Raw genomic sequence first — 22,824 nt, 5'->3', positions numbered from 1 at the left:
CCCGGCTCGCCGGGGAGTACTGCCGCATCGCCCCCGACCTGCCGCCGGGCGCGCACACGTACTGATGCGGGAAAGCGCCGACCTGTCGCGGCTGCTGCGCGCGGTCGACATCCGCTGCACCTACATGGCGGCCGAGGGCCTGCGGGCGGCGGCTCGCCGAGCTCGTCCCGCAGGGACGCTTCGTCGCTGACCCGGCGAGGCTAGGGCCGCCGGTCGTTCACTGCGAGACCCGGCTCGTCCGCGGCGCGTTCCGGGCGGCGGGCGTGGCGCACCACTGCGCGGCGGCGGGTGAGAGGCCCCGGCGCGACGGGTCCCATGAGCCGGTGTCGGGCCGCTCACCCGGCGACCGCGGCGGCGCGGTCCGCCGGCCGCACACCTCGGTGTGCACGTAGGAGTGGATCCACTCGACGGAACCGTCGTTGTAGGCCCGCTCCAAGTGGGCGAGGCGCACGTAGTCCTCGCCGGGCGCGATCGGCGAGAAGCATCGTTCGCAGATGAGGATCATGGTTCTCCAGCCTGGGCTGCGCGGTCCGGGTCCGCACTCGGAGTCGGGGAAGGGCGCCGCGTCGGCGTCGACTGAACTCGGATCACCCGGCGACAGCACTCCCGCGGTGTCGCCGAGCAGCGCTGTCCTCCGGCCATTGTCATACCCAGCGCGGTTCCGGACGAACGTGTCCTTGCCCACCGCTGTGCGCCGTCCGGCGGTACCGGCCCGCACGTCCGGACCCGCGATCCGCCGCGGAGGTTCCCGGCTGTGCCACGTGCCCGTACCGTCGCCCGTGGTACCGGACCCAGCCACTCCCGACACCCGGGGGGTCGACCTCGTATGACGGCTAGCGGCGCGAACACCACGAACCGCACGTCGAGCACGATCACGCTGACCGTGAACGGCCGCGGCCACACCCTCGATCTCGACCACCGCACGACGCTGCTCGACGCGTTGCGCGAGCGGCTCGACCTCACCGGCACCAAGAAAGGATGCGACCACGGCCAGTGCGGCGCGTGCACGGTGCTGCTCGATGGCCGCCGGATCAACGCCTGCCTGACCCTCGCCGTCGCGGCCGAGGGCGCCGCGGTCACCACGATCGAGGGGCTCGCCGACGGCGACCGGCTGCACCCGGTACAGGAGGCGTTCCTCACCCACGATGCCCTGCAGTGCGGTTACTGCACGCCGGGCCAGATCTGCTCGGCGGTCGCGGTACTGGCCGAGGCGGCGGACGGGTGGCCCAGCGTGGTGACCGAGGACCTCACCGCGGACACCGTCACGCTGGACGCGGCGGAGATCCGGGAGCGGATGAGCGGGAACCTGTGCCGTTGCGGGGCCTACGTGAACATCGTCGCGGCGGTGTCCGAGGTGGCGGGGGACCGGCCGTGAGGGAGTTCGGCTACCGGCGGGCCCCCGACGTCGCGACCGCGCTCGCGCTGGCGGGGAACGGGGCGCGCTACCTCGCCGGCGGGACCAATCTCGTCGATCTGATGAAGCTCGGGGTGGAGACGCCGTCGTTGCTGGTCGACGTGACCCGGCTGCCGCTCGACGAGGTCGAGGTCACCGGTGACGGCGGGCTGCTGATCGGTGCGATGGTGCGCAACAGTGACCTGGCCGTGCACCCGCAGGTGCGTCGCCGCTACCCGGCCGTCACGCAGGCGATCCTCTCGGGCGCCTCCGGGCAGTTGCGCAACATGGCCACCGTCGGCGGCAATCTGCTGCAGCGGACGCGCTGCCCGTACTTCGCCGACGTGACCAAGCCGTGCAACAAGCGCGCCCCGGGGACCGGCTGCCCGGCGCGTACCGGCGAGCACCACAACCTGGCGATCCTGGGTGCGTCCGAGCACTGCATCGCGACCAACCCGTCCGATCTCGGGGTCACGCTCGCCGCGTTCGACGCCGTCGTGCACGTGCAGGAGGCGGCGGGACCACGCACGATCCCGCTGCGCGACTTCCACCGCCTCCCCGGCGACACCCCCGACCGGGAGGTCACCATGGCCGCCGGTGCGCTGATCACCGGGGTCGGCCTGCCGGCCCTGCCGATCGCCGCGGGGTCGCGCTACCGCAAGGTCCGCGACCGCGCCTCCTACGCCTTCGCGACGGCCTCGATCGCCGCGGCCGTCGATGTCGCCGACGGCCGGGTCCGCGATGTCCGGATCGGGCTCGGGGCCGTCGCCCCGGTGCCGTGGCGGGCGCACCGCGCCGAGGAGGCGCTGCGTGGCGGCCCGGCCACCGCCGACGCATTCGCCGCCGCGGCCGACGCCGAGCTCGCCCAGGCCCGGCCGCTGCGCGACAACGCCTACAAGGTGGAACTGACCCGTAACCTGATCGTCAGCGAGCTGACCGAGCTGGCCGGGGTGGCGCCGTGACCGCCCCGCCGCGGGCCGTCGGGGCCGCGGTCACCCGGCTCGAGGGACGGCTGAAGGTCACCGGCGCCGCCCGCTACGCCGCCGAGCACCCGCTGCCCGGTCTCGCCCACGGCGCGGCCGCGACCGCGACGATCGCCCGCGGCCGGATCATCGCCCTGGACACCGCCGCGGTACTCGCGATGCCCGGCGTGATCGCCGTGCTCCACCACGGCAGCGCCCCGCGGCTCGTCGACGCCGGTCAGGGCGACCTGATGCTGTTCCAGGACGACCGGGTTCCCTACCGCGGGGCGGCCGTCGCGCTGGTGGTGGCGCAGACCCCGGAGCAGGCCCGGGCGGGCGCCGACGTGCTGCGGGTCGAGTACGCCGAGGAACCGCACGACGTCGTGCTGACCGCCGACCACCCGCGGCTGTACGCCCCCGACCACGTCAACCCGACCTACCCGACCGATACGGCCACCGGGGACGTCGAGGCCGGTCTGACGGCCGCCGCCGTCGTCGTCGACGCGACCTACTCGACGCCGACCGAGCAGAACAGCCCGATGGAGCCGCACTCCAGCACCGCGTGGTGGACCGACGGCCGGCTCACCGTCATCGACTCCAACCAGGGCTCCTCGCTGGTCCGGGACACCCTCGCCACGCTGTTCGCCCTCGACCCGGACGCGGTCCGGGTGGTCTCCGAGCACGTCGGCGGCGCATTCGGGGTCAAGGGCAGGCCGTGGCCGCCGGTCGTGCTGGCCCCGATGGCGGCCCGGCAACTGAACCGGCCGGTCCGGGTGACCCTCACCCGCCAGCAGATGTTCGCCCTCGTCGGCTACCGCACCCCGACCATCCAGCGGGTCCGGCTCGGTGCGGACCGCGACGGCCGGCTCATCGCGCTGGACCACCTGGCCTGCGAGCAGACCTCGACGGTTGTCGAGTTCGCCGAGCAGACCTGCGTCCCGTCGCGGGTCATGTACGCGACGCCGAACCTGCGCACCCGGCACCGACTGGTCGCACTCGACGTGCCGAGCCCGCACTGGATGCGCGCACCCGGTGAGGCCCCCGGATCGTTCGCGCTGGAGTCCGCGATGGACGAGCTGGCGCAGGCGTGCGGCATCGATCCCGTCGAGCTGCGGGTACGCAACGAACCGACGGTGGAGCCCGCCGGCGGGCTCCCGTTCGTCAGCCGCAACCTGGTCCGGTGCCTGCACGAGGGCGCGGCCCGGTTCGGCTGGTCCGAGCGCGACCCGCGGCCCGGGATCCGCCGCGACGGCCGATGGCTGCGGGGCACCGGCATGGCCGCGGCGAACTATCCCGCGCGCAGCAGGCCGTCGACGGCGTCGGCGACCGCCGAACCGGACGGTCGCTACACGGTGCGGATCACCGCGTCCGACCTCGGCACCGGGGCGCGCACCGCGCTGACCCAGATCGCGGCCGACGAGCTCGGGACGCCGCTGGAACAGGTGCGCGTCCTGATCGGCGACAGCGACTTCGGCGCCGCCCAGATCGCCGGCGGGTCGATGGGCACGGCGTCCTGGGGCTGGGCCGTGGTGAAGGCGGTCCGGGAGCTGCGCGACCGGCTGGCGGGCAGCGCCGTTCCCGCCGACGGTCTGACCGTCCGGGCCGACACCACCTCCGACATCGAGGCGCTGCCCGCGGTGTCCCGGCACGCCTTCGGCGCGCACTTCGCCGAGGTCGTCGTCGACCCCGCGTCCGGTGAGGTCCGGGTTCCGCGGCTGCTCGGGGTCTACGGCGTCGGGCGCGTGGTCAACCCGATCACCGCGCGATCGCAGCTGATCGGGGGCATGACGATGGGGCTGGGGATGGCGTTGCTGGAGGAGGCGGTCGTCGACCCGCAGTTCGGCGACTACGCCAACCACGACCTGGCCGGCTACCACGTCCCGGCGAATGCGGACGTGCGGTCGATCGAGGCGCACTGGATCGACGAGGAGGACGACGGGCTCAACCCGACCGGGGTCAAGGGAGTCGGTGAGATCGGCATCGTCGGCACCGCGGCGGCGATCGCGAACGCGGTGTGGCACGCGACCGGGGTGCGCCACCGGGACCTGCCGATCCGGCCGGGGCGCTGACGCGCCCGTGCGCGGATAACGTCGTTCCCGCGACCATTTCCGCGCACGGGCACGTCAGTGCAATTGGTACTGCCAGTCGGCGGGCACCCGCCCGGCCGGGCCGGGCACCGGCTGGTCGACCGGGTGGTGTTCCGGCGGTGCCAGCGGTGGGCCCAGCAGTGCCTGCTCGTGGGGGTAGTCCCAGAACCAGTTCTCCCCGGGCTCGTAGCTGCGCACGATCGGGTGTCCGGTGATGCCGGCGTGCCCGGAGGCGTGCTGGCCGGGGGACGAGTCGCAGCAGCCGACGTGGCCGCACAGCGCGCAGCGGCGCAGGTGCAACCACCAGCCGCCGGTCTCGTCGCACTCGACACAACCGGGGCCGCTCGGGGGCACGGTCGGGTCGATGCCGAACAGGGGGACGGTCATGCTGCCTCCTCGTCCTCGCGCGGGTGCAGCGGCAGCCGCACCTGGAACCGGGTGTCACCGGGTTCGGATTCCAAACGCAGGTCCCCGTGGTGCCGGTTGACCACGATCCGCCAGGAGATGTCCAGGCCCAGCCCGGTGCCGTCGCCGACCGGTTTCGTGGTGAAGAAGGGCTCGAAGATGCGGTCACGGATCTCCGGGTCGACGCCCGGGCCGGTGTCGCCGATCTCGACCAGCGCCCGGTCCTCCTCACGACGGGTGCGCACGGTCAGCGTTCCGACACCGTCCATCGCGGCGACGGCGTTGTCGATCAGGTTCGTCCAGACCTGGTTGAGCTCGGCGGCGTAGACCGGGACCGGCGGCAGCGACCGGTCGTAGTCCTTGACCACGGTGACCCCGTCGCCGATCTTGCGGGCGAGCATCACCAGCGTGCTGTCCAGCAGGTCGTGCAGGTCGACGGTCTGGTACGGGCCACGGTCCATCTGCGAGTACTGCTTCGCCGCGCCGACCAGGGTCGAGATGCGGGTGGTCGAGTCCTCGATCTCGTTCATCAGCAGTTCGGTCTCGACGGTGTAGTTCAGCCAGCGCAGCGCGCTCTCCAGCGCACAGGCGAAGCCGGCCGCGGCGATCTTCGCGGCCACCTGGTCGAGCCAGCCGACGTCCAGACCCGCCGCGACGAAGGTCGGTGCGAGGCCCCAGCCGTCCGCGACGCCGCGCTCGTCGAGCCAGTCGGCGACGGCGTCCTCGCGGTCCCCGGTCTCGATCGGGGTGAGCACCGGCGCCTTGGCGAGGCGTTCCACCGCGTCCTCCTGGATCCGGACCAGCGTGTCCAGCGCCGACCGGTCCAGCGGCCCGGCGGCGATCAGGCCGAGCTTGTGCCGCATCCCGGCCACCCGCTCGCGCAGCGATGCGGTCGCCCGTACCGCCGCCGCAGCCGGGTTGTTCAGCTCGTGGGTGAGCCCGGCTGACAGCGACCCCAGCGCGAGCAGCCGCTCCCGCTGGCCGACGGCCTGCTGGGTGTTCTTGATCCCGAAGAACAGGCCCTCCAGCAGGTGCACCGCCATCGGGAACCAGGTGTGCATCATCACGCCGAGCATCTCGGCGTCGAGCACGAAGAACCGCGATGGCACGATCACCCGCAGCGAGTTGTTGTAGACCTGCGGAACTCGGTCCCCGAGGTAGGCGTACCAGGCCCCCGCGTACACGCCCGGCTGCGAGGTCCGGTCGACCTCGACGTCGTCCTCCCCGGCCCGGCGGGAGAGCACCACGGTGCCCTCCATGAGCACGTAGAAGCAGGTCGCGGGGTCACCCTCGCGGTACACCGGCCCGGGCTCGATCCACTCGACGTGGCCCTCGCGGCACAGCCAGGCCAACTGGTCGTCGCTGAGCTTCTCGAACAGGAACAGCTCGCGCAGCTCCTCGGGGGTGCAGGGGGTGTTCATCGCTTCTCCAGGTAGCGGTGCACGAGCGAGACGGCCATCGCGCCCTCGCCGACGGCCGAGGCGACCCGTTTGACCGAGTCGGCGCGGGCGTCGCCGGCGACGAAGACCCCGGGCAGGCTCGTCTCCAGGTGGTACGGGTCGCGGTCGAGCGTCCAGCCACAGGGCCGCTTGCCGTCCACCACCAGGTCGGGCCCGGCCACGACGAAGCCGGCGCGGTCCCGCACGACCAGGTCGTCGAGCCAGTCGGTGCGCGGTGCCGCGCCGATGAACACGAACAGCCACGACGCGTCGACGGTCTCGTTGGTGCCGGCCGCGCGGGCGCACAGTTCGAGGCGTTCCAGGTGGTCGGTGCCGTGTGCGGCGACGACCTCGGTGCAGGTGCGCACGGTGATCACGGGGATGTCGGCGATCTGCTGGATCAGGTAGTACGACATCGACGTCTGCAGCGAGGGGCCACGGACCAGCAGCGTCACCGAGCGGGCGTGCCGGGCGAAGTACACCGCGGCCTGCCCCGCGGAGTTGGCGCCGCCGACGATGAACACGTCCTGCCCCGCGCAACCGGCCGCCTCGGTGAGCCCGGACCCGTAGAAGACCCCGCGACCGGTCAGCTCCTCGGCGCCGGGCGCGGTCAGCTGCCGGTAGGACACCCCGGTCGCCAGGATCACCGCGTGCGCGTTGATCTCGGTGCCGTCGGCGAACCGGACGGTGCGTGCCGAGCCGCTGGCCGCCAACCCCACCACATCCCGGGTGGTGAGCACCTCGGCGCCGAACTTGGTGGCCTGCCGCCGGGCCCGGTCGGTCAGCTGGGCGCCGGAGACGCCGTCGGGGAAGCCCAGGTAGTTCTCGATCCGGGAGCTCTGCCCGGCCTGACCGCCGGTGGCGGTGCGTTCGACGAGCACGGTGCGCAGCCCCTCGGAGGCGCCGTAGACCGCAGCGCCCAGCCCGGCGGGGCCGCCGCCGATCACGACGAGGTCGTAGAAGTCGGCCGTGGGTGCGGTGGACAGCCCGACCCGTTCGGCGAGCTCGGCGTCGCTGGGCAGCACCAGCGCCGTGCCGTCCGGGGTGATCACCACGGGCAGGTCGAGGTCGTTCGCGCCGGCCGCGGCGAGCAGCCGGCCGCCCTCGGGCTCGTCGGCCAGGTACCAGCGGTAGGGCACCTGGTTGCGGGCCAGGAAGTCGCGCACCTCGTACGAGCGCGCCGACCAGCGGTGCCCGACCACCCGGGTCTCGGTGATCGGCCTGCGGTCGGAGCTCAGCCACGCCTCGAGCAGGGCGTCGAGGACCGGGTAGAGCTTCTCCTCCGGCGGATCCCACGGTTTGAGCAGGTAGTGGTCGAGGTCCACGACGTTGATCGCGTTGATGGCGGCGTCGGTGTCGGCGTAGGCGGTCAGCAGCACCCGGCGGGCCGCCGGGAACAGGTCCATCGCCTGCTCGAGGAACTCGATGCCGTCCATCCCCGGCATCCGGTAGTCGGCCAGGATCACCGCGACCTGGTCACCGCGCAGGGTCATCTCGCGTAGCGCGTCCAGGGCCTGCTCGCCCGACTCGGCGCGGACGATCCGGTGGTCGGAGCCGTAGCGGCGCCGCAGGTCCCGGGCGACGGCGCGGGACACGCTCGGGTCGTCGTCCACCGTGACGATGGCCGGGCGCATCGACGCAAGGCTCTCCGTCATGGCGTGCAGTCTGCCGAGAACCCGGCTCGAATGACACCACTGAGCACTCAGCGGCGGATGGCCAACTCCACTGCTCAACCCCTTCACCTGCAGTTACGCCGTTCAGCTGACAGTCCGCACCGCTTCCTCGTGCCCCTTGACAAGCCGGCCTACATATCAGTGCGTGGTGGCGTCCAGCGCGGCGCGCAGCCCCTGGATGAGGATGGTGGCTGCTCCGGTGTCCCAGAAGTGCATGGAGAACAGCCGCGGAGACTCATACAGCATGTGGTTGGGCAGCGAGATGATCGTGATGCCGTGCGCCTGTAGGGCTCGGATCACCGGGTTGACCTGATCGGCGGTCATCGCGACATCGCCGTTGATGGCCGCTCGGCCCCACCCAGCGGCTGCAACATCAGCGAGGTGGAGGCTTCCATCATCGGTGGCAGTGCGAGGTGGGCACGGGTGTCGGTGATGTGCTGGGCGACAGGGACGTGGAACGTGTACACGCCGTGCTCGTCCTCGCCGTTGACGCCGATGATGCGATCCAGGGCGGCGGTGTCGAGCGCCACGGGAGCCGCGGTCTCCGCGGGTTCGGTCAGGGGCATGCCGGTGAGGGCGAACGCGGCATGCATGGTGCGGGCGACGGCGACCGGTCGCCGTAACCGGCGTAGTGGATCCACCACAGCCGAGGAGTCTCGTCCTGTAGATGCTTGTGGATGGCGGTGACGTTCACAGTGCGGTCTTGCTCCGAGCGGGCGAGCACCCTGTTCAGCTCCTGGCCGGTCACCGTGGCCTCACCGATCATGATTGCCGCGCCGGGAGTGGGTGCTACGCCGGAAAGCCCCGTCCGACAAGGGCCGGTCAGTACCACAGCATGGGTCCGGTGCGTCGGCAGCGAGCCGTCGCAGCACAGGCAACCCGCTCCCGTCGCGCGCATTTCCGGCGTTATCCGGCGGCTTACCCGCCGATAGGGATTCGGGTACCGGCCCCCTCCTAGCGTCGGCGCCATGACCTCCACCCTCGCGCTCAACCCACTGGATCCGACGTCGTTGATCACGGCGTTCGGTACGTTCGGCATCTTCGCGGTGCTGTTCGCCGAGACCGGGCTGCTGGTCGGCTTCTTCCTGCCCGGCGACTCGCTGCTGTTCACCGCGGGTCTGCTCAGCTCGGCCGCGGCCACCGGTAAGGTCACGCTGTCGCTGCCCTGGGTGCTGGTCGCGGCGGTGGCCGGGGCGCTGCTCGGGGCGCAGGTGGGCTACCTGATCGGGCGCCGCGCCGGCGCGGCGCTGGAGAGCCGGTCGGCCCGGCCGCGGGTGCGCGAGGCGATGGCCCGGTCCCGGGAGCTGTTCGCCCGCTACGGCCACGGTCGGGCCATCGTGCTGGCCCGGTTCATCCCGGTGGTCCGCACGGTGCTCAACCCGGTCGCCGGGGCACTGGACACCCCGGCCCGCGCGTTCACCCTGTGGCAGGTCGTCGGCGGCGTCCTCTGGACGGTCGGCCTGGTGCTGGCCGGCTACGTCCTGGGCACCACCGTCCCCGGGGTCGACCAGTACCTGCTGCCGGTGATCGGGCTCATCGTCGTACTGTCCCTGATCCCGTTGGCCCTGGAGCTGCTCAAGGCCCGCCGCTCGCGCGCCACCCGCTGAGCGCCACGCCACGGTAGTTCGATCATGGTGTGCCTACCGTGGTGTGGCACTCGGCGCTACGGCGCGGAGCCGTGCTGCGCGGCGCCGGGCGGTCGTGTGCACGGTCTGCGGCCTGCTCCAGAGGACGTCGTCGTCGACGAAGCGGAGGGTGTCCCAGCCCAGGTCGGCGAGCACCGCGTCCCGGCGGCGGTCGCGCTTGGAGCGTTCGCGGGTGAAGTGGGTCGCGCCGTCGTATTCGATGGCCAGGCGGGCCTCCGGGTAGGCCAGATCCACCCGGGCGATGACGAAATCATGTTCGTCGCGGACGCGGTACTGCACCTCGGGGACCGGGAGGCCACCCAGCACCAGGATCAGCCGCAGCCTGGTCTCCATCGGCGACTCGGCACGTGGGTCGGCCAGCTCCACGACGCGTTCGACCGCCCGGCAGTTGCGGGCGCCCGGTTCGCGGCTGCGCCGGGCGAGCAGATCGGTCGGCGCGAACCGTCCGCGGGCCAGCGTGTCGACGGCGACGACCGCCTCGGTCAGCTCCAGCCGACGCGCGAGATCCCACGCGGTGCGCTGCGGGGAGGTCACCCGGCAGCCCGCCGCCATGAGCACGTCGGCAGGGTCGAGGCGCTCGCGTCGCACGAGCAGGCCCGGCCGCGCCCGGAGCGCCCCTGCCGGTACGACGACCTCGGCGGGCGCGTTTCCCGGAGCGCACTCCGCACCGAGCAGCGCGGCGGCGGAGTACCCGGCGAGGGCGCCGCCGCGGTGCGCGACGAGCAGATAGCCGGCCTGCGACCGGACGGCGAGTGTCGGCTCGATCTCCGCCGCCAGGTAGACGTCGGGGAACAGCCTCCGGTAGCGGGGCCCGCGCAACGCACCGGCCGTGACCAGCCCGCAGCCGATCGCCACCGACCCGCGGAACGGTCCCCCCAGCACCCGGCCAGCATGATCGACGCGGTCCGATCCCGAGGCCGATCGGCCGAACTACTCACCGAGTGCCACACCACGGCACTCAGGCCATGATCGAACTACCGCCGTGTGGCACTCGGCGGGCGGCGCCAGCCCAGCTCGGGATGCGCGAGGAGGTGGGCGATCAGCAGTTCGGTGCTCGCGGTGGCGGGGGAGTGGGTCACCGCGTGCCAGGGCCGCTGCAGCGGGGTCCCCGGCGTGGGCAGTTCGACGAGCGTGCCCGCCGCCAGCGCGGCCTCGACGGCCTGCCGGGAGACGAGCGTGACGCCGAGCCCGGCCATCGCCGCAGCGACGACGGCTCCGTGCGACCCCAGGGTCATCCGCGGCGGGTCGAGGTCCAGCGATGACCACAGCGCCTCCATGGTGGCTCGCACCCCCGACTCCGGCTCGCGCAGCAGCCACGTCGCCGCGCCGGGATCGAACCCGGTGGCGGCCGCCGGCGGGCCGACGACCACCAGGGTGTTGGGGCTGACCGCGCGCACCACGGCGTCGAACCGGTCGGGCGGGCGCCCGGCCACCACGAGATCGACCTCGTGCCGGGCCAGCATCGGCCACACGGCGTCGCGAGGGGCGACCTCCAGCCCGAGCGCGACGTCCGGGTGCTCGGCCCGGAACGACGCCAGCAGCGCCGGCAGCACGTGCTCGCCGGCCGTGGTGACCGCGGCGAGCCGGACCGTGCCGTGCTCCGGGTCGGCCTCGCCGCGGGCCGCCGCGATCGCCTCGGCGTGCAGCCCGAGGATGCGCCGGGCGTACTCGGCGTAGCGCGCGCCCGCGGGTGTGAGCCGCACGCCGCGCCCGTCCCGGTCGACGAGCGGGACCCCGACCTCGGCCGCCAGCGCGCTGATCGCCGAGGACACCGACGACTCGGTGACGACGAGCCGTTGTGCGGCGGCACGCACAGAGCCGGTGTCGGCCAGGCCGACCAGGGCGCGCAGCCGGGCGTTGGTGGTCACCGCGGCATGATCGCGGAGTGCCGGTCCCGGCTGTCAAGCACGGCCGGGACCGGTTCGCGGTTCAGCGCCGGGAGCGGCGGGGAAGCTTGCCGCCGCTGCCGTAGAGCAGCGTGGCCAGCGTGGCCATCGCCTTGTCGGCGGCGGCGGGCCGGGAGAACGTGGTCAGGTTCAGCGGGATGGAGAAGCGCTTGCGCGCGATCGCCTTGGCCGCGGTGAACTCCTTGAGCCCGTCGGGGCCGTGGATGCGCCCGAACCCGGACTGCCCGATCCCGCCGAACGGCAGCGACGGGACGGCGGCGAAGGAGATCACCGAGTTCACCGACGCCATCCCGGAGCGGATCCGGCGGGCCAGCTCGAGACCGCGGCTGCGCGAGAACACGGTCGCGCCGAGCCCGTAGCTCGTGGCGTTCGTGCGGCGCACGGCCTCGTCCATGTCCGGCACTTTGGCGATGGTCAGCGTCGGGCCGAAGGTCTCCTCGGTGACCGCGACGGAGTCCTCCGGCACGTCGACCAGCACGGTCGGCTGCACGAACCGCTCACCGACCGCGTCCGCCCCGCCGACGACGGCCCGGCCGCCGCGGGCCAGCGCGTCCTCGACGTGCCGGCGGATGACGTCGAGCTGCGAGGGCATCGTGATCGGCCCGATCTTCGCGCCGCGGTCGGCGCCGGCGCGGACCGCCTGCGCCCGCTTGGTGACCTCGGCGAGGAAGGCGTCGTAGACCCGCTCGTGCACGTACACCCGCTCCACGCCGATGCAGGTCTGGCCGGCGTTGGACATGCCGCCCCAGACCGCCGCGTCGGCCGCGGCCGCGATGTCGGCGTCGGCGTCGACGAGCAACGCGTCCTTGCCGCCGCCCTCGATGATGACCGGGGTCAGGGTGTCCGAGCAGGCGCGCATGACGTGCGTCCCGGTCTTCGCCGATCCGGTGAACGCGATCTTGTCGACGCCGGCCCGGCACAGCGCCTCGCCGGTCGGGCCGAACCCGGTGACAACCTGCAGCACCGGCGCTTCGGGTACGACCTGGGCGAAGGTGTCCGCCAGCCAGGTGCCCACGCCGGGGCTGTGCTCGCTGGGCTTGAACACGACGGTGTTGCCGGCCGCGAGCGCGTAGGCGATCGAGCCCATGGGCGTGAACACCGGGTAGTTCCACGGTCCGATCACCCCGACGACGCCCAGCGGCGCGTACTCGACGGTCGCGGCGTGGTTGGCCATGAGCAGCCCGGGCGAGACCCGGCGCGGGCCGAGGACCTTCGCCGCGTTCTTGGCGGCCCACGTGATGTGGTCGATCGCGAGCACGATCTCCAGTTGCGCGTCGGCGTGCGGCTTGCCCATCTCGGCGTGCACCACCTCGCACAGCTGCGGGAGCCGGCGGGTGATCACCCCGCCCCAGGCGCGGAGCCGCTCGGCGCGTTGGGCGAACGACAGCGACGACCAGAACGCGGCCGCCTCGCGGGCGCGGGCGACGGCCGCCCGCACCTCGTCCGGGCCGTGCACCGGGTGGGTGCTGACGACCTCGCCGGTCGCGGGGTTCAGCGAGTCGAACGTGGTGGTCCCACTCGTCTCCGGGACGTCGGTGACGGTCATGATCTGCCTCCGGTCGGGGGTCGGGTCTCGGGCGCTGGTCAGACGGTGGCGGCGGACGCGGACCGCCCGCGGAGCAGGTCGGCGGCCTTCTCCGCGATCATGATCGTCGGGGCGTTGGTGTTCCCGCGGGGCACGACCGGCATCACCGACGCGTCGACCACGCGGAGCCCCTCGGTGCCGCGCACCCGCAGGTCGCTGTCGACGACGGCGTCCTCGCCGGTGCCCATCGCGCAGGTGCCCACCGGGTGGTACAGCGTCTGGGTGTAGGCCCGGATGTGCTCGACGAGCTCCTCGTCGGTCGCACGCACGCCCGGCCCGGGCCGGAACGGCCGGTCCAGCAGCCGGGCCAGCGGTCCTTCCTGCGCCATCTCGAGCAGCCGCCGGCACCCGGCCAGCATCGCGTCGAGGTCGGCCGGGTCGTCGTAGTAGCGGACGTCGATCTCGGGCCGCCAGGACGGGTCGGCCGAGCGCAGTCGCAGCCGGCCACGGCTCGCGACCGACACCAGGGTGGGGGCGGCGGTGAACATGCGGCCGACGGGCTCGCGCAGCCCGTTGTCGTAGAACCCGGTCGGCGCGACGTGCACCTGCAGGTCCGGGGCCGCGAGCCCGTCGCGGCTGGGGAAGAACGCCCCGCCCTCGCCGATGTTGGAGGCGAGCGGGCCGCGGCCGAGCGCCTGCCACTGGACGAGCCGGGCCGGGTTCACGAAGTCGACGAGGTCGCTGGTGCCGCGGGTCTGCCACAGCAGCGGCACCGCCGGGTGGTCGTGCAGGTTCTCCCCGACGCCGGGCAGGTCGACGACGACGTCGACGCCGGTCTCCCGCAGATGCGTCGCCGGCCCGATGCCCGACAGCATCAGCAGCTGCGGGGAGTTGATCGAGCCACCGGCGAGCAGCACCTCGGCGGTGGCCTCGGCGACGCGCGGCGTCCCGTCGTGCAGGTAGGACACGCCGGTCGCGCGGTTCCCGGCCAGGTTCACCCGGGTCACGAACGCCCCGGTGTGCACGGTCAGGTTGGGCCGGTCCAGCGCGGGACGCAGGTAGCCGTCGGCGACCGACCAGCGCCGTCCCCGCCGGCAGGTGACCTGGTAGAGCCCGGCGCCCTCCTGCTCGGCGCCGTTGAAGTCGTCGGTCGGCTTGAGCCCGGAGGCCACGGCGGAGGCGACCCAGGCCTCGGTCAGCTCGTGGGTGTAGCGCCGGTCCTCGACGTGCAGCGGGCCCGAGGTCCCGTGGTACGGCCCGGAGAGGCGGGTGTTGCGCTCGGCCCGGACGAAGTACGGCAGGACGTCGGCGTAGCCCCAGCCCTCGGCGCCGTACCGGTCGCGCCAGCCGTCGTAGTCGGCCCGGTTGCCCCGGATGTAGATCATCGCGTTCATCGAGGAGCAGCCGCCGAGGGCCTTCATCCGCGGCCAGTAGGCGCGGCGGCCGTCGAGCTGCTTCTGCTCGGTGGTCTCGTAGTTCCAGTCCCAGCGGGTCTTGAACAGGTTCGCGAAGGCCGCCGGGATTGCGATCTCGTCGGCGTCGTCGGGCCCGCCCGCCTCCAGCAGCAGCACGGAGACGGTGGGGTCCTCGGTCAGCCGGGACGCGAGCACACAGCCCGAGCTACCCGCCCCGACGACGACGTAGTCGAAGGACTGCTGGTCGGTCATGCGGAACTCCGGGTGGTGTGGGGAACGGTGGCCTGCCGGATGTGGCCGCCGAGCTCGGCGACCGCGGCGGTGGCCTCGGGGAGCAGGCCGGCGTGCGCGTGCGCGACGTGCCAGAGCCCGTCGAGGCGGCGCAGGTCGGCGCGCACGCCCGCGGCGCGGGCCGCCTCGACGATCCGGACCGAGTCGGGGTAGAGGATCTCGTCGCTGCCGACGTGCACCCACAGCGGCGGCAGCCCGGCCAGATCGGCGTACACCGGCGACAGCTCCGGCGAGCGGACGTCGCGGCCGGGCGCGAAGCTCGTGACGCACGAGCGGATCCAGGTGTTCTGCAGCATCGGGTCCGCGGAGTCGTCACGGGTCTCGGTGGGCGCGAGGTCCACGACCGGCGAGATCAGCACGAGCAGCGCGGGCAGCGGGGTTGCGGCATCGCGCAGCCGGATGCCCGCGCTGAGGGTCAGCCAGCCACCGGCGGAGTCACCGGCGATGGCGATCCGATCGGCGGCGTATCCGCGCTCCAGCAGTTCTCGGTAGGCCGCGGTGGTGTCGTCCAGCGCCGCGGGGTACGGGTGCTCGGGGGCCAGCCGGTAGTCGAGCACGTAGGCGGTGGCTCCGGCGGCGTCGGCGAGGTGGGCGGCGAGCGCGCGGTGGCTGGCGGGCGAGCCGACGGTGAAGCCGCCGCCGTGCAGGTAGAGCACGGCCCGGCCGGGGTCGGCCCCGGGCGGGGTGAGGCGTTCCACCGGCCGTCCGGCGAGCCGGTCGCGGGTCACCCGGACCCCGGGCGGCAGCGGCGTCGGAGCGGTCATGACGTCCAGCCAGCGACGCTGAAAGCCCGCGGGGACACCCGCCGACAGCACGGGGCGCACGCCGTAGCGCACCAGGGCGCGCATCAGCGGGCGGGGCACGGCGGGAAGGCGCATCCGGGTCATCCCTTCACGAGGTCGAGGTCGCGGGTGGTGTGCACGCTGTCCAGGTCGGACGTGGTGCCGAACCGGTAGTCGGCCGGCTCGAAGTGCCGCAGCGCCTTCTGGAACTGCCAGGTGTACCCCGGCCACAGCGCCGAGGTGCCGCCGTCGGAGTCGAGGTACCAGCTCCGGCAGCCGCCGGCGGTCCACACGGTGCCGGCCAGCCGTTCGGCCAGGTCGCGGTTGAACGCGTCCTGCACGTCCGGGCGCACGTCCAGCGCGGACGTGCCGGTGCGGTCGAGGTGGTGCAGCGCCTGCAGGACGTAGTCGATCTGCGCCTCGAGGTAGAGCAGGACCGAGGTGTGGCCGGTCGCGGTGTTGGGGCCGACCAGCATGAAGTAGTTGGGGTAGCCCGCGACCGTGGTGCCGAGGTAGGCCTCCCGCCGGGTCGACCAGCGCTGCGCCAGCGGCACGCCGTCGCGGCCGCGCAGCGGGTCGGCAACCGGCATGACCTGGAAGCCGGTGCCGAGGATGAGCGTGTCGACCTGGTGCTCGGTGCCGTCGGCGGTGACCACCGCGTGCGGCCGGATCTCGCTGATGGCCTCGGTGATGACCGAGACGTTCGGCCGGGTCAGCGCCGGGTGGAAGTCGTCGGTGACGATGATCCGCTTGCAGCCCATCGCGTAGTCCGGGGTGAGCTTGGCGCGCAGTTCGGGGTCGGCGACCTGCTTGCGCAACCGCCGCCGCGAGATCCCCTCGATCACGCCGACCCGCTTCGGGCTCTGCAGCAGGAACGCGATGGTCTCGCGGTAGAGGTACTGCCGGGTGCGCGCCAGCCGCTGCAGCACCGGGAAGCGCCGGTAGGCGGCGTGCTCCACCGCGGTGATCCGGCGGTTGTTCCGCGGGAACGTCCAGCCCGGAGTGCGCTGGAAGACCAGCAGCCTGCCCACCTCGGGGGCGATCTCCGGCACGAACTGCGCGGCGGACGACCCGGTGCCGATGACGGCCACGCGCTCGCCGGTCAGGTCGTGGTCGTGGTCCCACCGTGCGGAGTGGAAGCTGTGCCCGGCGAAGGTGTCCAGCCCGGGGATGTCCGGCGGGACCGGGTTGCTCAGCGGCCCCATCCCGGAGATCACGAACTGGGCCTCGACGTCGCCCGCGGTGGTGTGCAGCAGCCAGCGCCCGGTGGTCTCGTCCCACTCACCGCCGGTCACCTCGTGGCCGAAGCGGACGTGGCGCAGCACGTCGTGCTCGGCCGCGATGCGTTTGATGTAGTCCCAGATCTCGGCCTGCGGCGAGTAGGTGTGACTCCATTCGGGGTTCGGCGCGAACGAGAACGAGTACAGGTGCGACTGCACGTCGACGGCGCAGCCGGGGTAGCTGTTGTCCCGCCAGGTGCCGCCGATGTCGTCCGCGCGCTCGAGGATCTCGAAACCGCCGATTCCGGCCTGCTGGAGCCGGATCGCCATGCCCAGCCCGGAGAACCCGGCGCCGATGATGGCGATCCGCACCTGTCGCGGGGTTCGCGAGCTGCCCATATCCGTTCTCCTCGATGAGACGTGGATGGATCGTCGGGTGTGGACCGCGACCGTACCGGCATCCCGACCGGGTATGACCACTGGTCATATGACCGGCGGTCACAGTAAGCTGCGCCACGTCCCCGGCGCAACGTTCAGGACTCGATCGGGGACAGAAGACGACGCCCTGGAGGAGGTGCCGGTGCCGACCGAGACGTGGTACCGGCTGCCGGCCGCGCGTCGCCAGGCCGTGCTCGACGCCGCGGAGGCGGAGTTCGTCGCGCGCGGGTTCTCGGGCGGCAGCCTCAACGTCATCGCGCGCAACGCCTCGGTGAGCAAGGGCAGCCTCTTCCAGTACTTCGCCGACAAGGGCGACCTGTACGCGCACCTCAGCGAGCTGGCCAGCGTGCGGATCCGGGCCGCGATGACCGAGCACGTCGTCGTCCTGCCCTGGACCGAGGACTTCTTCGGCTCGCTGCAGCAGCTGCTCGTGGCCTGGACCGCCTACTTCGACGGGCACCCGGTGGAGCGGGCGCTCACCGCCGCGGTCAACCTCGAACCCGACCCGGCCGCGCGCTCGGCGGTGCGCACCGTGGTCGACCGGCACTACATCGAGGTCGTCCGGCCCATCCTGGAGAGCGCCCGCGACGCCGGCCAGCTCGACCCGGACGCCGACCTCGACGTCTTCATCGCGTTGCTGCTCATGCTCATGCCGCACCTGGCCATCGCCCCCACGCATCCCGGGCTGGACCCGCTCCTCGGCCTCGCCGACGCGGACCCGGCGACGACGGCCCAGGCGGTCACCCGGCTGGTCCGCGTGCTGCGGACGGGCTTCGGGCGCGCGGGTGTGGCCGGGCCGGCCCGCGCCGGATGTCAGCCGCCCAGGTAGGACATCTCCGGTTTCGGGAGGTCCGCGGTGCCCGCGCCACGCAGTTCGGAGTAACGGTCGTCGCGAGCGCCCCAGATGGCGGCGATCGCGGCGTGCAGCGCGGCGTCGTCGATGCCACCGCGGAGCAGGGCGCGCAGGTCACGCCCGTGCGTGGCGAACAGGCAGGTGTAGAGCTCGCCGACCGCGGTGAGCCTGGCCCGGGTGCAGGTGCTGCAGAAGGGCATGCTCACCGACGAGATCAGCCCGAACTCGCCGCGCCCGTCGAGGTAACGCCAGCGCCGGGCGACCTCGCCGGGGCGTCCCGGGGCCACGGGTTCGGCCGGGTGCACCGCGGCGATCCGGCCCAGCACCTCGGCCGAGGACACGACCTCCGACGGGCCCCAGCCGTTGGTCGTGCCCACGTCCATGTACTCGATGCAGCGCAGCACGTAGCCGCCGTCGCGGGCGAACTCGACCAGGTCGAGCAGACCGGCCTCGTTCATGCCCCGGCGCAGCACGGTGTTGAGCTTGACCGGCGCCAGCCCGGCGCCGGCGGCCGCGGCGATGCCGTCGAGCACCTTCGACAGCGGAACCTTCGTGTCGCCCATGGCCGCGAACACGGCCGGGTCGAGGCTGTCCAGGCTGACCGTCACGCGGTGCAGTCCCGCGTCGCGCAGCCGCTGCGCGTGGACGGCGAGCAGCGAGCCGTTGGTGGTCAGCGCGACGTCCGTGATGCCCGGTGTCGACGCGACGAGCGACACCAGGGCGTCGAGGTCGCGGCGCAGCAGCGGCTCACCGCCGGTGAGCCGGACCTTGCTGACGCCGAGGTCGGCGAAGACCCGTACCAGCCGCCCGAGTTCTTCGTAGGACAGCAGCTCGCTGCGCGGCAGGAACGCGTGGCCGGGGCCGAAGACCTCGCGCGGCATGCAGTAGCCGCAGCGGAAGTTGCAGCGGTCGGTGACCGATATCCGCAGGTCACGCAAGGGCCGGGCGCGGCGGTCGCGGATCGCCGGCCCGACCGCGTCCCCCGGTGTGTTCGCCATACCGCAGCCTAGGCCCTCCCGGCCCTGGAAGGCCCCGCGTCAACCGATCGGCACGCGTGCCGTCACGGTGGTTCCACACCCCGGCCGGGAGGCGATGGTCAGCGACCCGCCGACGAGCTCCGCCCGCTCGGTCATGCTCTGGATCCCGTACCCGCCGGGGCCTTCACCGGTCGCGCCGGTGTCGAAGCCGGCCCCGTCGTCGGCGACCTCGAGGCGGGCGTGCCCGCGGCGGACCGCGAAGCTCACCTGTGCGCTGCGGGCAGCAGCGTGCTTGACGACGTTCTGCAGGCACTCCTGGGCGATGCGGTAGAGCGCGATCTCCAGATGCTCGGGCAGCCGCCGGTCGGCCAGGTCGAGGACCACCTCGAGGCCGGGCACCGAGCGGGCCAGGCTGGCCAGCCCGCCGGCCAGACCGAGATCGTCGAGCACGGGTGGGCGCAACCCGCCGATCGCCGCGCGCGCCTCGTCGAGGGTCAGGTCCACCAGCCCGCGGGCCAGCCCGAGCTGTTCCGCGGCGTAGCCCGGCTCGTCGTGCAGCGTCTGCCCAGCGGCGTCGAGGTGGTAGGAGAGCGTGACGAGCCGCTGCGAGATGCCGTCGTGGATGTCCCCGGCCAGCCGCCGCCGCTCGGTCTCCTGGGCGGCGATGACCTGCTCGGTGAACTGCTCGTGGGCGCGCTCGCGGGCGGCGAGCCTGCGGTGCACCCGTGCCTGGTGCAGCGCCCCGGCCACCAGCCGGCCGATGCCCACGAGCAGCCGCACGTCGCGGTCGGTGAACTCGCGGCGGGCCGCCGTGTGCACGTTGAGCACCCCCACCAGCCCGGCGAGGTCGCTGGCCATCGGCACCGAGACCATCGAGGTGAACTCGGTGCCGCGCAGCGCGGGGAACGGCACGTACCGCGGGTCGGCCTCCTTGTGCTCGACGATCACCGCGGGCTCGTGGTGGCTGGCCACCCACCCGGTCACCCCGGTGCCCAGCGGCAGCCGGATCCGGCCGACCTGCTGGTCGAAGGGTGGGGTGGCACCGGTCAGGGTCAGTGAGCGTTCGGCGTCGTCGAGGACGTGCACGAAGCACACATCGGTCGCGGTGGCGTCCACGATCAGCCGGGCGACGGCGGCGGCCAGCGTCTCCACCGTGGGCCCGGTGGAGACGGCCTCGATGATGCTCAGCAGCAGCGCGTTCTCCCGCTCCAGATCGGCGAGTCCGAGCAGCGGGCCGGCCATCATTGGAAGATCCCCTCGCGCAGCGCGGTGGCCACGGCACCGGTGCGGTCCTTCACCGCGAGCTTGCGGTAGATCGATCGCAGGTGACTCTTCACCGTCTCGTCGCTGACCACCAGGCGGGTGGCGATGCCCCGGTTCGACAGCCCGGTGACCATCAGCGACAGCACCTCGCTCTCGCGGTGGGTGAGCCCATGCCGGGCACCGGGCCAGAACTCGTCGCTCTGCAGCCGCGCGGCGGTGTCGACGGCCCGCCCGGCCAGCGCGGTGTCGATCACCGTGACACCGGTGTGCGCGAGCTCGAGCTGGCGGACCAGCTCCTCGCCGCCGATGCGCTTGAGCAGGTAGCCGGAGGCGCCGGCGCGCAGCGCCTGGAACAGGTACTGCTCGTCGTCGTAGACACTGAGCAGTACGACCTTGACTCCGGGATCGCGCTCGCGCAGTGACCGGCACAGGTCGAGCCCGCTGGCCCCCTGCATGCGGACGTCGCACAGCACGATGTCGGGGGTCAGCCCGGCGACGACGCCGACCGCGTCGTCCGCACCGATCGCCTCGCCCACGACGCGGACCCGGCCGCGGAACGGGGCCAGCATCGCCTTGAGCCCCTGCAACACCATCTCGTGGTCGTCGACCAGCACGATGCGCAGGGGCCCTGGCGCCACACCACTCGTCATGGCCGCACAGTAAGCGCGGGACGACCGGGCGCTCCAGGATTTCCCCCCGCGTTCCCCCCGCTGCGGGGGGTCGGGTGCAGGTGGCCCGGCCTAGCGTCGCAATCCCCGGCCCGGAGGAGGTGCGATGCCTGGCTACCAGGAGCCGACGCTGGTCGCGTCGGTGCTGTCCACGGACGTCCATGATCTCGGAGGCCTGCTGCTCGAGCTGGAGCGCAGCGGCGTGGACCGCGTCCACTGGGACGTGCAGGACGGCCGATCCGGGCCCCACCCGGCCTTCGGGCCGGAGCTGGTGGCCGCGGCCCGGGGACGGGTCGACCTCGACTTCGAGGTGCACCTGATGGTCGACGACCCGGATCCGGTGCTGGCGGACTGGGCCTGCGCGGGGTGCTCGATCGTCATCGTGCACGCGGAGGCGCACCGGCACCTGCACCGGACCCTGTTCGCCGTCGCCGAGCTGGGCGCGCGGGTCGGGGTCGCGCTCGGCCCGGCCACGCCGCTGTGCGCCGTCGACCACGTGCTCGACATGATCGACCTGCTGCTGATCATGACGGCCGACCCGGGGCCCGGCGGGCAGCCCTACCTGGCGTCCGTGCAGTCCACGATCACCGCTGCCCGGGCGGAGATCGACCGCCGCGGCCTCGACGTCGCGCTGGAGGTCGACGGCGGGATCGACCCGGTCACCATCGGTGCGGCCGCGGCCGCCGGGGCCGACGTGTTCTGCGCCGGGCCGGGCCTGCTGTACGGGCCGGGCACGATGGCCGACCGGGTCGCGGAGCTGCGCGGCGCCGCGGCCGCCGCGCGAGACCTCCGGCTGCCCGTGGGCGCCGGCTGATGCCGGGAAAGACCGTGCGGATCGCCAGGGAGAAGCGCCGCCACCACGGCGACCGCCCGGTGCTGCTGGCCATCGCGGGTGACAGCGCGGCGGGCAAGACGACGCTGACCGCTGGCCTGGTCGAGGCGCTCGGCCCGGAGCGGTGCGTCTCGCTGTGCACCGACGACTACCACCGCTACGACCGCCGGGAGCGCCGGGAGCTGCCGTTCACGGCGCTGCACCCGCAGTGCAACTACATCGAGATCATGGAGCAGCACCTGCAGCTGCTCGCGACGGGGCAGCCGATCCTCAAACCGGTCTACGACCACACGACGGGCGAGCTCACCCGCCCGGTGCTGGTGGAGCCCAACGACTTCGTGATCGTCGAGGGCCTGTTCCCGCTCTACACCAAACTGGCCCGGGCGTGCTTCGACGTGACGGTGTTCGTGGACCCGCCCGAGGAGATCCGGCGGGAGTGGAAGACCTCCCGGGACACGCGCAAGCGCGGCTACACCCCCGAGCAGGTGCGCGCCGAGCTGGACCTGCGGGAACCCGAATCCGAGGCCTACATCCGCCCGCAGCGCGCGCACGCCGACATCGTCGTGCGGTTCGCGCCGATCCCGGGCCGCGTCGACCCACCGGGGACACCGTTGTCGGCCGAGCTCACGCTGCGCCCGACCGTCCCGCACCCCGACCTCAGTGAGGTGCTCGCGCCAGGGATCAACCGGGCGATGCACCTGAGGCTCGGCCGGGACACCGACGGACGCCCGGTCGACGTGCTGCACGCCCACGGCTACGCCGCGCGCGCGGACAGCACCGCGGTGGAGCAGCGCATCTGGTCGTCACTGGGCGAGTCGGGGCCCGGCGCGCCGGACTGCCTGGGCCGCATCACCTCCGAGCTGCGCAGCGAGCCGCTCGCGATCACCCAGCTGATGCTCCTCTACCACCTGCTCTGCGCCGCGCGATAGTCCCCGGAGCAGGGGGCCGGCGGATCGCCGGGCGGCAGGGCGGAGCGCCCGCGACGGTGCCACACTCCGGTGATGCCGGAGCCGTACACCGCGGTCGGTCTCATCCCCACGGTGCGGGG

24 protein-coding genes are annotated in these 22,824 nt (G+C 73.1%); 8 read left to right on the top strand and 16 right to left on the bottom strand.

The features are described 5' to 3' along the window. Positions 1–190 (top strand): hypothetical protein (locus HF526_RS34500; RefSeq protein ID WP_211176851.1); only part of this gene is annotated, 190 nt, incomplete at its 5' end. A gap of 27 nt (positions 191–217) precedes the next feature. Here the strand turns inward: HF526_RS34500 and HF526_RS06935 are convergent. Further along, complete coding sequence (locus HF526_RS06935) at positions 218–505, bottom strand: hypothetical protein (protein WP_169380434.1); 288 nt, start codon at positions 503–505, stop codon at positions 218–220. Positions 506–826: 321 nt separating this feature from the next. Here HF526_RS06935 and HF526_RS06930 point away from each other — a divergent pair, with 321 nt between their 5' ends. From HF526_RS06930 to HF526_RS06920, 3 genes are read left to right on the top strand one after another with little or no spacing between them, the layout of a single operon-like run. Beyond that, the gene (locus HF526_RS06930) at positions 827–1,375 is read left to right on the top strand and encodes a 2Fe-2S iron-sulfur cluster-binding protein (RefSeq protein WP_169380433.1); all 549 of its coding nucleotides are present in this window, start codon (positions 827–829) and stop codon (positions 1,373–1,375) included. Beyond that, positions 1,372–2,355, top strand: coding sequence for an FAD binding domain-containing protein (locus HF526_RS06925; protein WP_169380432.1), 984 nt, complete (start codon positions 1,372–1,374; stop codon positions 2,353–2,355). The genes HF526_RS06930 and HF526_RS06925 overlap by 4 nt, the downstream gene beginning before the upstream one ends. After that, complete coding sequence (locus HF526_RS06920) at positions 2,352–4,424, top strand: molybdopterin cofactor-binding domain-containing protein (RefSeq protein ID WP_169380431.1); 2,073 nt, start codon at positions 2,352–2,354, stop codon at positions 4,422–4,424. The genes HF526_RS06925 and HF526_RS06920 overlap by 4 nt, the downstream gene beginning before the upstream one ends. A 54-nt stretch (positions 4,425–4,478) precedes the next feature. On the opposite strand, the gene HF526_RS06915 is transcribed toward HF526_RS06920, so the two are convergent. The 6 genes from HF526_RS06915 to HF526_RS37295 all read right to left on the bottom strand — a co-directional run bounded on the left by HF526_RS06915 (position 4,479) and on the right by HF526_RS37295 (position 8,857). Beyond that, entirely contained in the window at positions 4,479–4,829 is a 351-nt protein-coding gene (locus tag HF526_RS06915; protein WP_169380430.1) for a UBP-type zinc finger domain-containing protein, read from the bottom strand. Further along, positions 4,826–6,268 (bottom strand): ATP-binding protein, encoded by a 1,443-nt coding sequence (locus tag HF526_RS06910; protein WP_169380429.1) that lies wholly within the window; start codon positions 6,266–6,268, stop codon positions 4,826–4,828. Before HF526_RS06910 ends, HF526_RS06915 begins: the two co-directional genes overlap by 4 nt. Continuing rightward, a complete protein-coding gene (locus tag HF526_RS06905; RefSeq protein ID WP_169380428.1) occupies positions 6,265–7,941 on the bottom strand; it encodes an NAD(P)/FAD-dependent oxidoreductase in 1,677 nt (558 codons plus the stop codon). The genes HF526_RS06910 and HF526_RS06905 overlap by 4 nt, the downstream gene beginning before the upstream one ends. Positions 7,942–8,097: 156 nt before the next feature. Then, positions 8,098–8,283, bottom strand: coding sequence for a DUF1259 domain-containing protein (locus HF526_RS06900; protein ID WP_169380427.1), 186 nt, complete (start codon positions 8,281–8,283; stop codon positions 8,098–8,100). After that, positions 8,280–8,489 (bottom strand): hypothetical protein, encoded by a 210-nt coding sequence (locus HF526_RS06895; protein WP_169380426.1) that lies wholly within the window; start codon positions 8,487–8,489, stop codon positions 8,280–8,282. The genes HF526_RS06900 and HF526_RS06895 overlap by 4 nt, the downstream gene beginning before the upstream one ends. 26 nt (positions 8,490–8,515) lie before the next feature. Next, positions 8,516–8,857 carry a DUF1259 domain-containing protein gene (locus tag HF526_RS37295; protein WP_420821591.1) on the bottom strand — a complete coding sequence of 114 codons (342 nt, stop codon included), beginning with the start codon at positions 8,855–8,857 and terminating at the stop codon, positions 8,516–8,518. Positions 8,858–8,927: 70 nt separating this feature from the next. Between HF526_RS37295 and HF526_RS06885 the strand changes: the two genes are divergently transcribed. Continuing rightward, positions 8,928–9,566, top strand: coding sequence for a DedA family protein (locus HF526_RS06885; protein WP_169380424.1), 639 nt, complete (start codon positions 8,928–8,930; stop codon positions 9,564–9,566). A gap of 33 nt (positions 9,567–9,599) precedes the next feature. Here the strand turns inward: HF526_RS06885 and HF526_RS06880 are convergent, their stop codons facing one another. The 6 genes from HF526_RS06880 to HF526_RS06855 all read right to left on the bottom strand — a co-directional run bounded on the left by HF526_RS06880 (position 9,600) and on the right by HF526_RS06855 (position 17,144). Beyond that, positions 9,600–10,487 (bottom strand): DUF559 domain-containing protein, encoded by an 888-nt coding sequence (locus HF526_RS06880; protein ID WP_169380423.1) that lies wholly within the window; start codon positions 10,485–10,487, stop codon positions 9,600–9,602. A gap of 92 nt (positions 10,488–10,579) precedes the next feature. Next, positions 10,580–11,473 carry a LysR substrate-binding domain-containing protein gene (locus HF526_RS06875; RefSeq protein WP_169380422.1) on the bottom strand — a complete coding sequence of 298 codons (894 nt, stop codon included), beginning with the start codon at positions 11,471–11,473 and terminating at the stop codon, positions 10,580–10,582. A 61-nt stretch (positions 11,474–11,534) separates the two neighbouring features. Next, the gene (locus tag HF526_RS06870) at positions 11,535–13,058 is read right to left on the bottom strand and encodes an aldehyde dehydrogenase family protein (RefSeq protein ID WP_169380421.1); all 1,524 of its coding nucleotides are present in this window, start codon (positions 13,056–13,058) and stop codon (positions 11,535–11,537) included. A gap of 38 nt (positions 13,059–13,096) precedes the next feature. Continuing rightward, positions 13,097–14,704 carry a GMC family oxidoreductase gene (locus tag HF526_RS06865; protein WP_169380420.1) on the bottom strand — a complete coding sequence of 536 codons (1,608 nt, stop codon included), beginning with the start codon at positions 14,702–14,704 and terminating at the stop codon, positions 13,097–13,099. Further along, positions 14,701–15,621 carry an alpha/beta hydrolase gene (locus HF526_RS06860; protein ID WP_211176849.1) on the bottom strand — a complete coding sequence of 307 codons (921 nt, stop codon included), beginning with the start codon at positions 15,619–15,621 and terminating at the stop codon, positions 14,701–14,703. The genes HF526_RS06865 and HF526_RS06860 overlap by 4 nt, the downstream gene beginning before the upstream one ends. A 5-nt stretch (positions 15,622–15,626) precedes the next feature. Beyond that, positions 15,627–17,144, bottom strand: coding sequence for a flavin-containing monooxygenase (locus HF526_RS06855; RefSeq protein ID WP_169380419.1), 1,518 nt, complete (start codon positions 17,142–17,144; stop codon positions 15,627–15,629). Positions 17,145–17,325: 181 nt separating this feature from the next. On the opposite strand from HF526_RS06855, the gene HF526_RS06850 reads away from it, so the two are divergent. Next, positions 17,326–18,012, top strand: a complete 687-nt coding sequence (locus HF526_RS06850) for a TetR family transcriptional regulator (protein WP_169380418.1) — start codon at positions 17,326–17,328, stop codon at positions 18,010–18,012. On the opposite strand, the gene moaA is transcribed toward HF526_RS06850, so the two are convergent. The 3 genes from moaA to HF526_RS06835 are packed head-to-tail and all read right to left on the bottom strand — an operon-like array spanning position 17,997 to position 20,926. Next, positions 17,997–19,034, bottom strand: a complete 1,038-nt coding sequence (gene moaA / locus HF526_RS06845; protein WP_169380417.1) for a GTP 3',8-cyclase MoaA — start codon at positions 19,032–19,034, stop codon at positions 17,997–17,999. The two genes, HF526_RS06850 and moaA, sit on opposite strands and share 16 nt — an antisense overlap. A 39-nt stretch (positions 19,035–19,073) precedes the next feature. Beyond that, the gene (locus tag HF526_RS06840) at positions 19,074–20,255 is read right to left on the bottom strand and encodes a GAF domain-containing sensor histidine kinase (RefSeq protein WP_211176847.1); all 1,182 of its coding nucleotides are present in this window, start codon (positions 20,253–20,255) and stop codon (positions 19,074–19,076) included. Then, the gene (locus HF526_RS06835; RefSeq protein ID WP_211176846.1) at positions 20,255–20,926 is read right to left on the bottom strand and encodes a response regulator; all 672 of its coding nucleotides are present in this window, start codon (positions 20,924–20,926) and stop codon (positions 20,255–20,257) included. The genes HF526_RS06840 and HF526_RS06835 overlap by 1 nt, the downstream gene beginning before the upstream one ends. A gap of 124 nt (positions 20,927–21,050) precedes the next feature. Between HF526_RS06835 and HF526_RS06830 the strand changes: the two genes are divergently transcribed. Continuing rightward, positions 21,051–21,758, top strand: coding sequence for a ribulose-phosphate 3-epimerase (locus HF526_RS06830; protein ID WP_169380415.1), 708 nt, complete (start codon positions 21,051–21,053; stop codon positions 21,756–21,758). Continuing rightward, on the top strand, positions 21,758–22,705 hold the full coding sequence (locus tag HF526_RS06825) for a phosphoribulokinase (RefSeq protein ID WP_169380414.1): 948 nt from the start codon (positions 21,758–21,760) through the stop codon (positions 22,703–22,705). The genes HF526_RS06830 and HF526_RS06825 overlap by 1 nt, the downstream gene beginning before the upstream one ends. Positions 22,706–22,824 lie beyond the last annotated feature (119 nt).

The organism is Pseudonocardia acidicola (assembly GCF_012911935.1).
Classification (GTDB): Bacteria; Actinomycetota; Actinomycetes; order Mycobacteriales; family Pseudonocardiaceae; genus Pseudonocardia; species Pseudonocardia acidicola.
The sequence above is the reverse complement of the archived record's forward strand: the minus strand, read 5'-3'. Positions and strand labels throughout refer to the sequence as shown.

Excerpts from the sequence above, each read along its gene's own strand:
- HF526_RS06935 (WP_169380434.1), bottom strand. The coding sequence starts at position 505 with ATGATCCTCATCTGCGAACGATGCTTCTCGCCGATCGCGCCCGGCGAG.
- HF526_RS06930 (WP_169380433.1), top strand. The coding sequence starts at position 827 with ATGACGGCTAGCGGCGCGAACACCACGAACCGCACGTCGAGCACGATC.
- HF526_RS06915 (WP_169380430.1), bottom strand. The coding sequence starts at position 4,829 with ATGACCGTCCCCCTGTTCGGCATCGACCCGACCGTGCCCCCGAGCGGC.
- HF526_RS06910 (WP_169380429.1), bottom strand. The coding sequence starts at position 6,268 with ATGAACACCCCCTGCACCCCCGAGGAGCTGCGCGAGCTGTTCCTGTTC.
- HF526_RS06905 (WP_169380428.1), bottom strand. The coding sequence starts at position 7,941 with ATGACGGAGAGCCTTGCGTCGATGCGCCCGGCCATCGTCACGGTGGAC.
- HF526_RS06900 (WP_169380427.1), bottom strand. The coding sequence starts at position 8,283 with ATGACCGCCGATCAGGTCAACCCGGTGATCCGAGCCCTACAGGCGCAC.
- HF526_RS37295 (WP_420821591.1), bottom strand. The coding sequence starts at position 8,857 with ATGCGCGCGACGGGAGCGGGTTGCCTGTGCTGCGACGGCTCGCTGCCG.
- HF526_RS06885 (WP_169380424.1), top strand. The coding sequence starts at position 8,928 with ATGACCTCCACCCTCGCGCTCAACCCACTGGATCCGACGTCGTTGATC.
- HF526_RS06870 (WP_169380421.1), bottom strand. The coding sequence starts at position 13,058 with ATGACCGTCACCGACGTCCCGGAGACGAGTGGGACCACCACGTTCGAC.
- HF526_RS06865 (WP_169380420.1), bottom strand. The coding sequence starts at position 14,704 with ATGACCGACCAGCAGTCCTTCGACTACGTCGTCGTCGGGGCGGGTAGC.
- HF526_RS06860 (WP_211176849.1), bottom strand. The coding sequence starts at position 15,621 with ATGCGCCTTCCCGCCGTGCCCCGCCCGCTGATGCGCGCCCTGGTGCGC.
- HF526_RS06855 (WP_169380419.1), bottom strand. The coding sequence starts at position 17,144 with ATGGGCAGCTCGCGAACCCCGCGACAGGTGCGGATCGCCATCATCGGC.
- moaA (WP_169380417.1), bottom strand. The coding sequence starts at position 19,034 with ATGGCGAACACACCGGGGGACGCGGTCGGGCCGGCGATCCGCGACCGC.
- HF526_RS06840 (WP_211176847.1), bottom strand. The coding sequence starts at position 20,255 with ATGGCCGGCCCGCTGCTCGGACTCGCCGATCTGGAGCGGGAGAACGCG.
- HF526_RS06835 (WP_211176846.1), bottom strand. The coding sequence starts at position 20,926 with ATGACGAGTGGTGTGGCGCCAGGGCCCCTGCGCATCGTGCTGGTCGAC.
- HF526_RS06830 (WP_169380415.1), top strand. The coding sequence starts at position 21,051 with ATGCCTGGCTACCAGGAGCCGACGCTGGTCGCGTCGGTGCTGTCCACG.
- HF526_RS06825 (WP_169380414.1), top strand. The coding sequence starts at position 21,758 with ATGCCGGGAAAGACCGTGCGGATCGCCAGGGAGAAGCGCCGCCACCAC.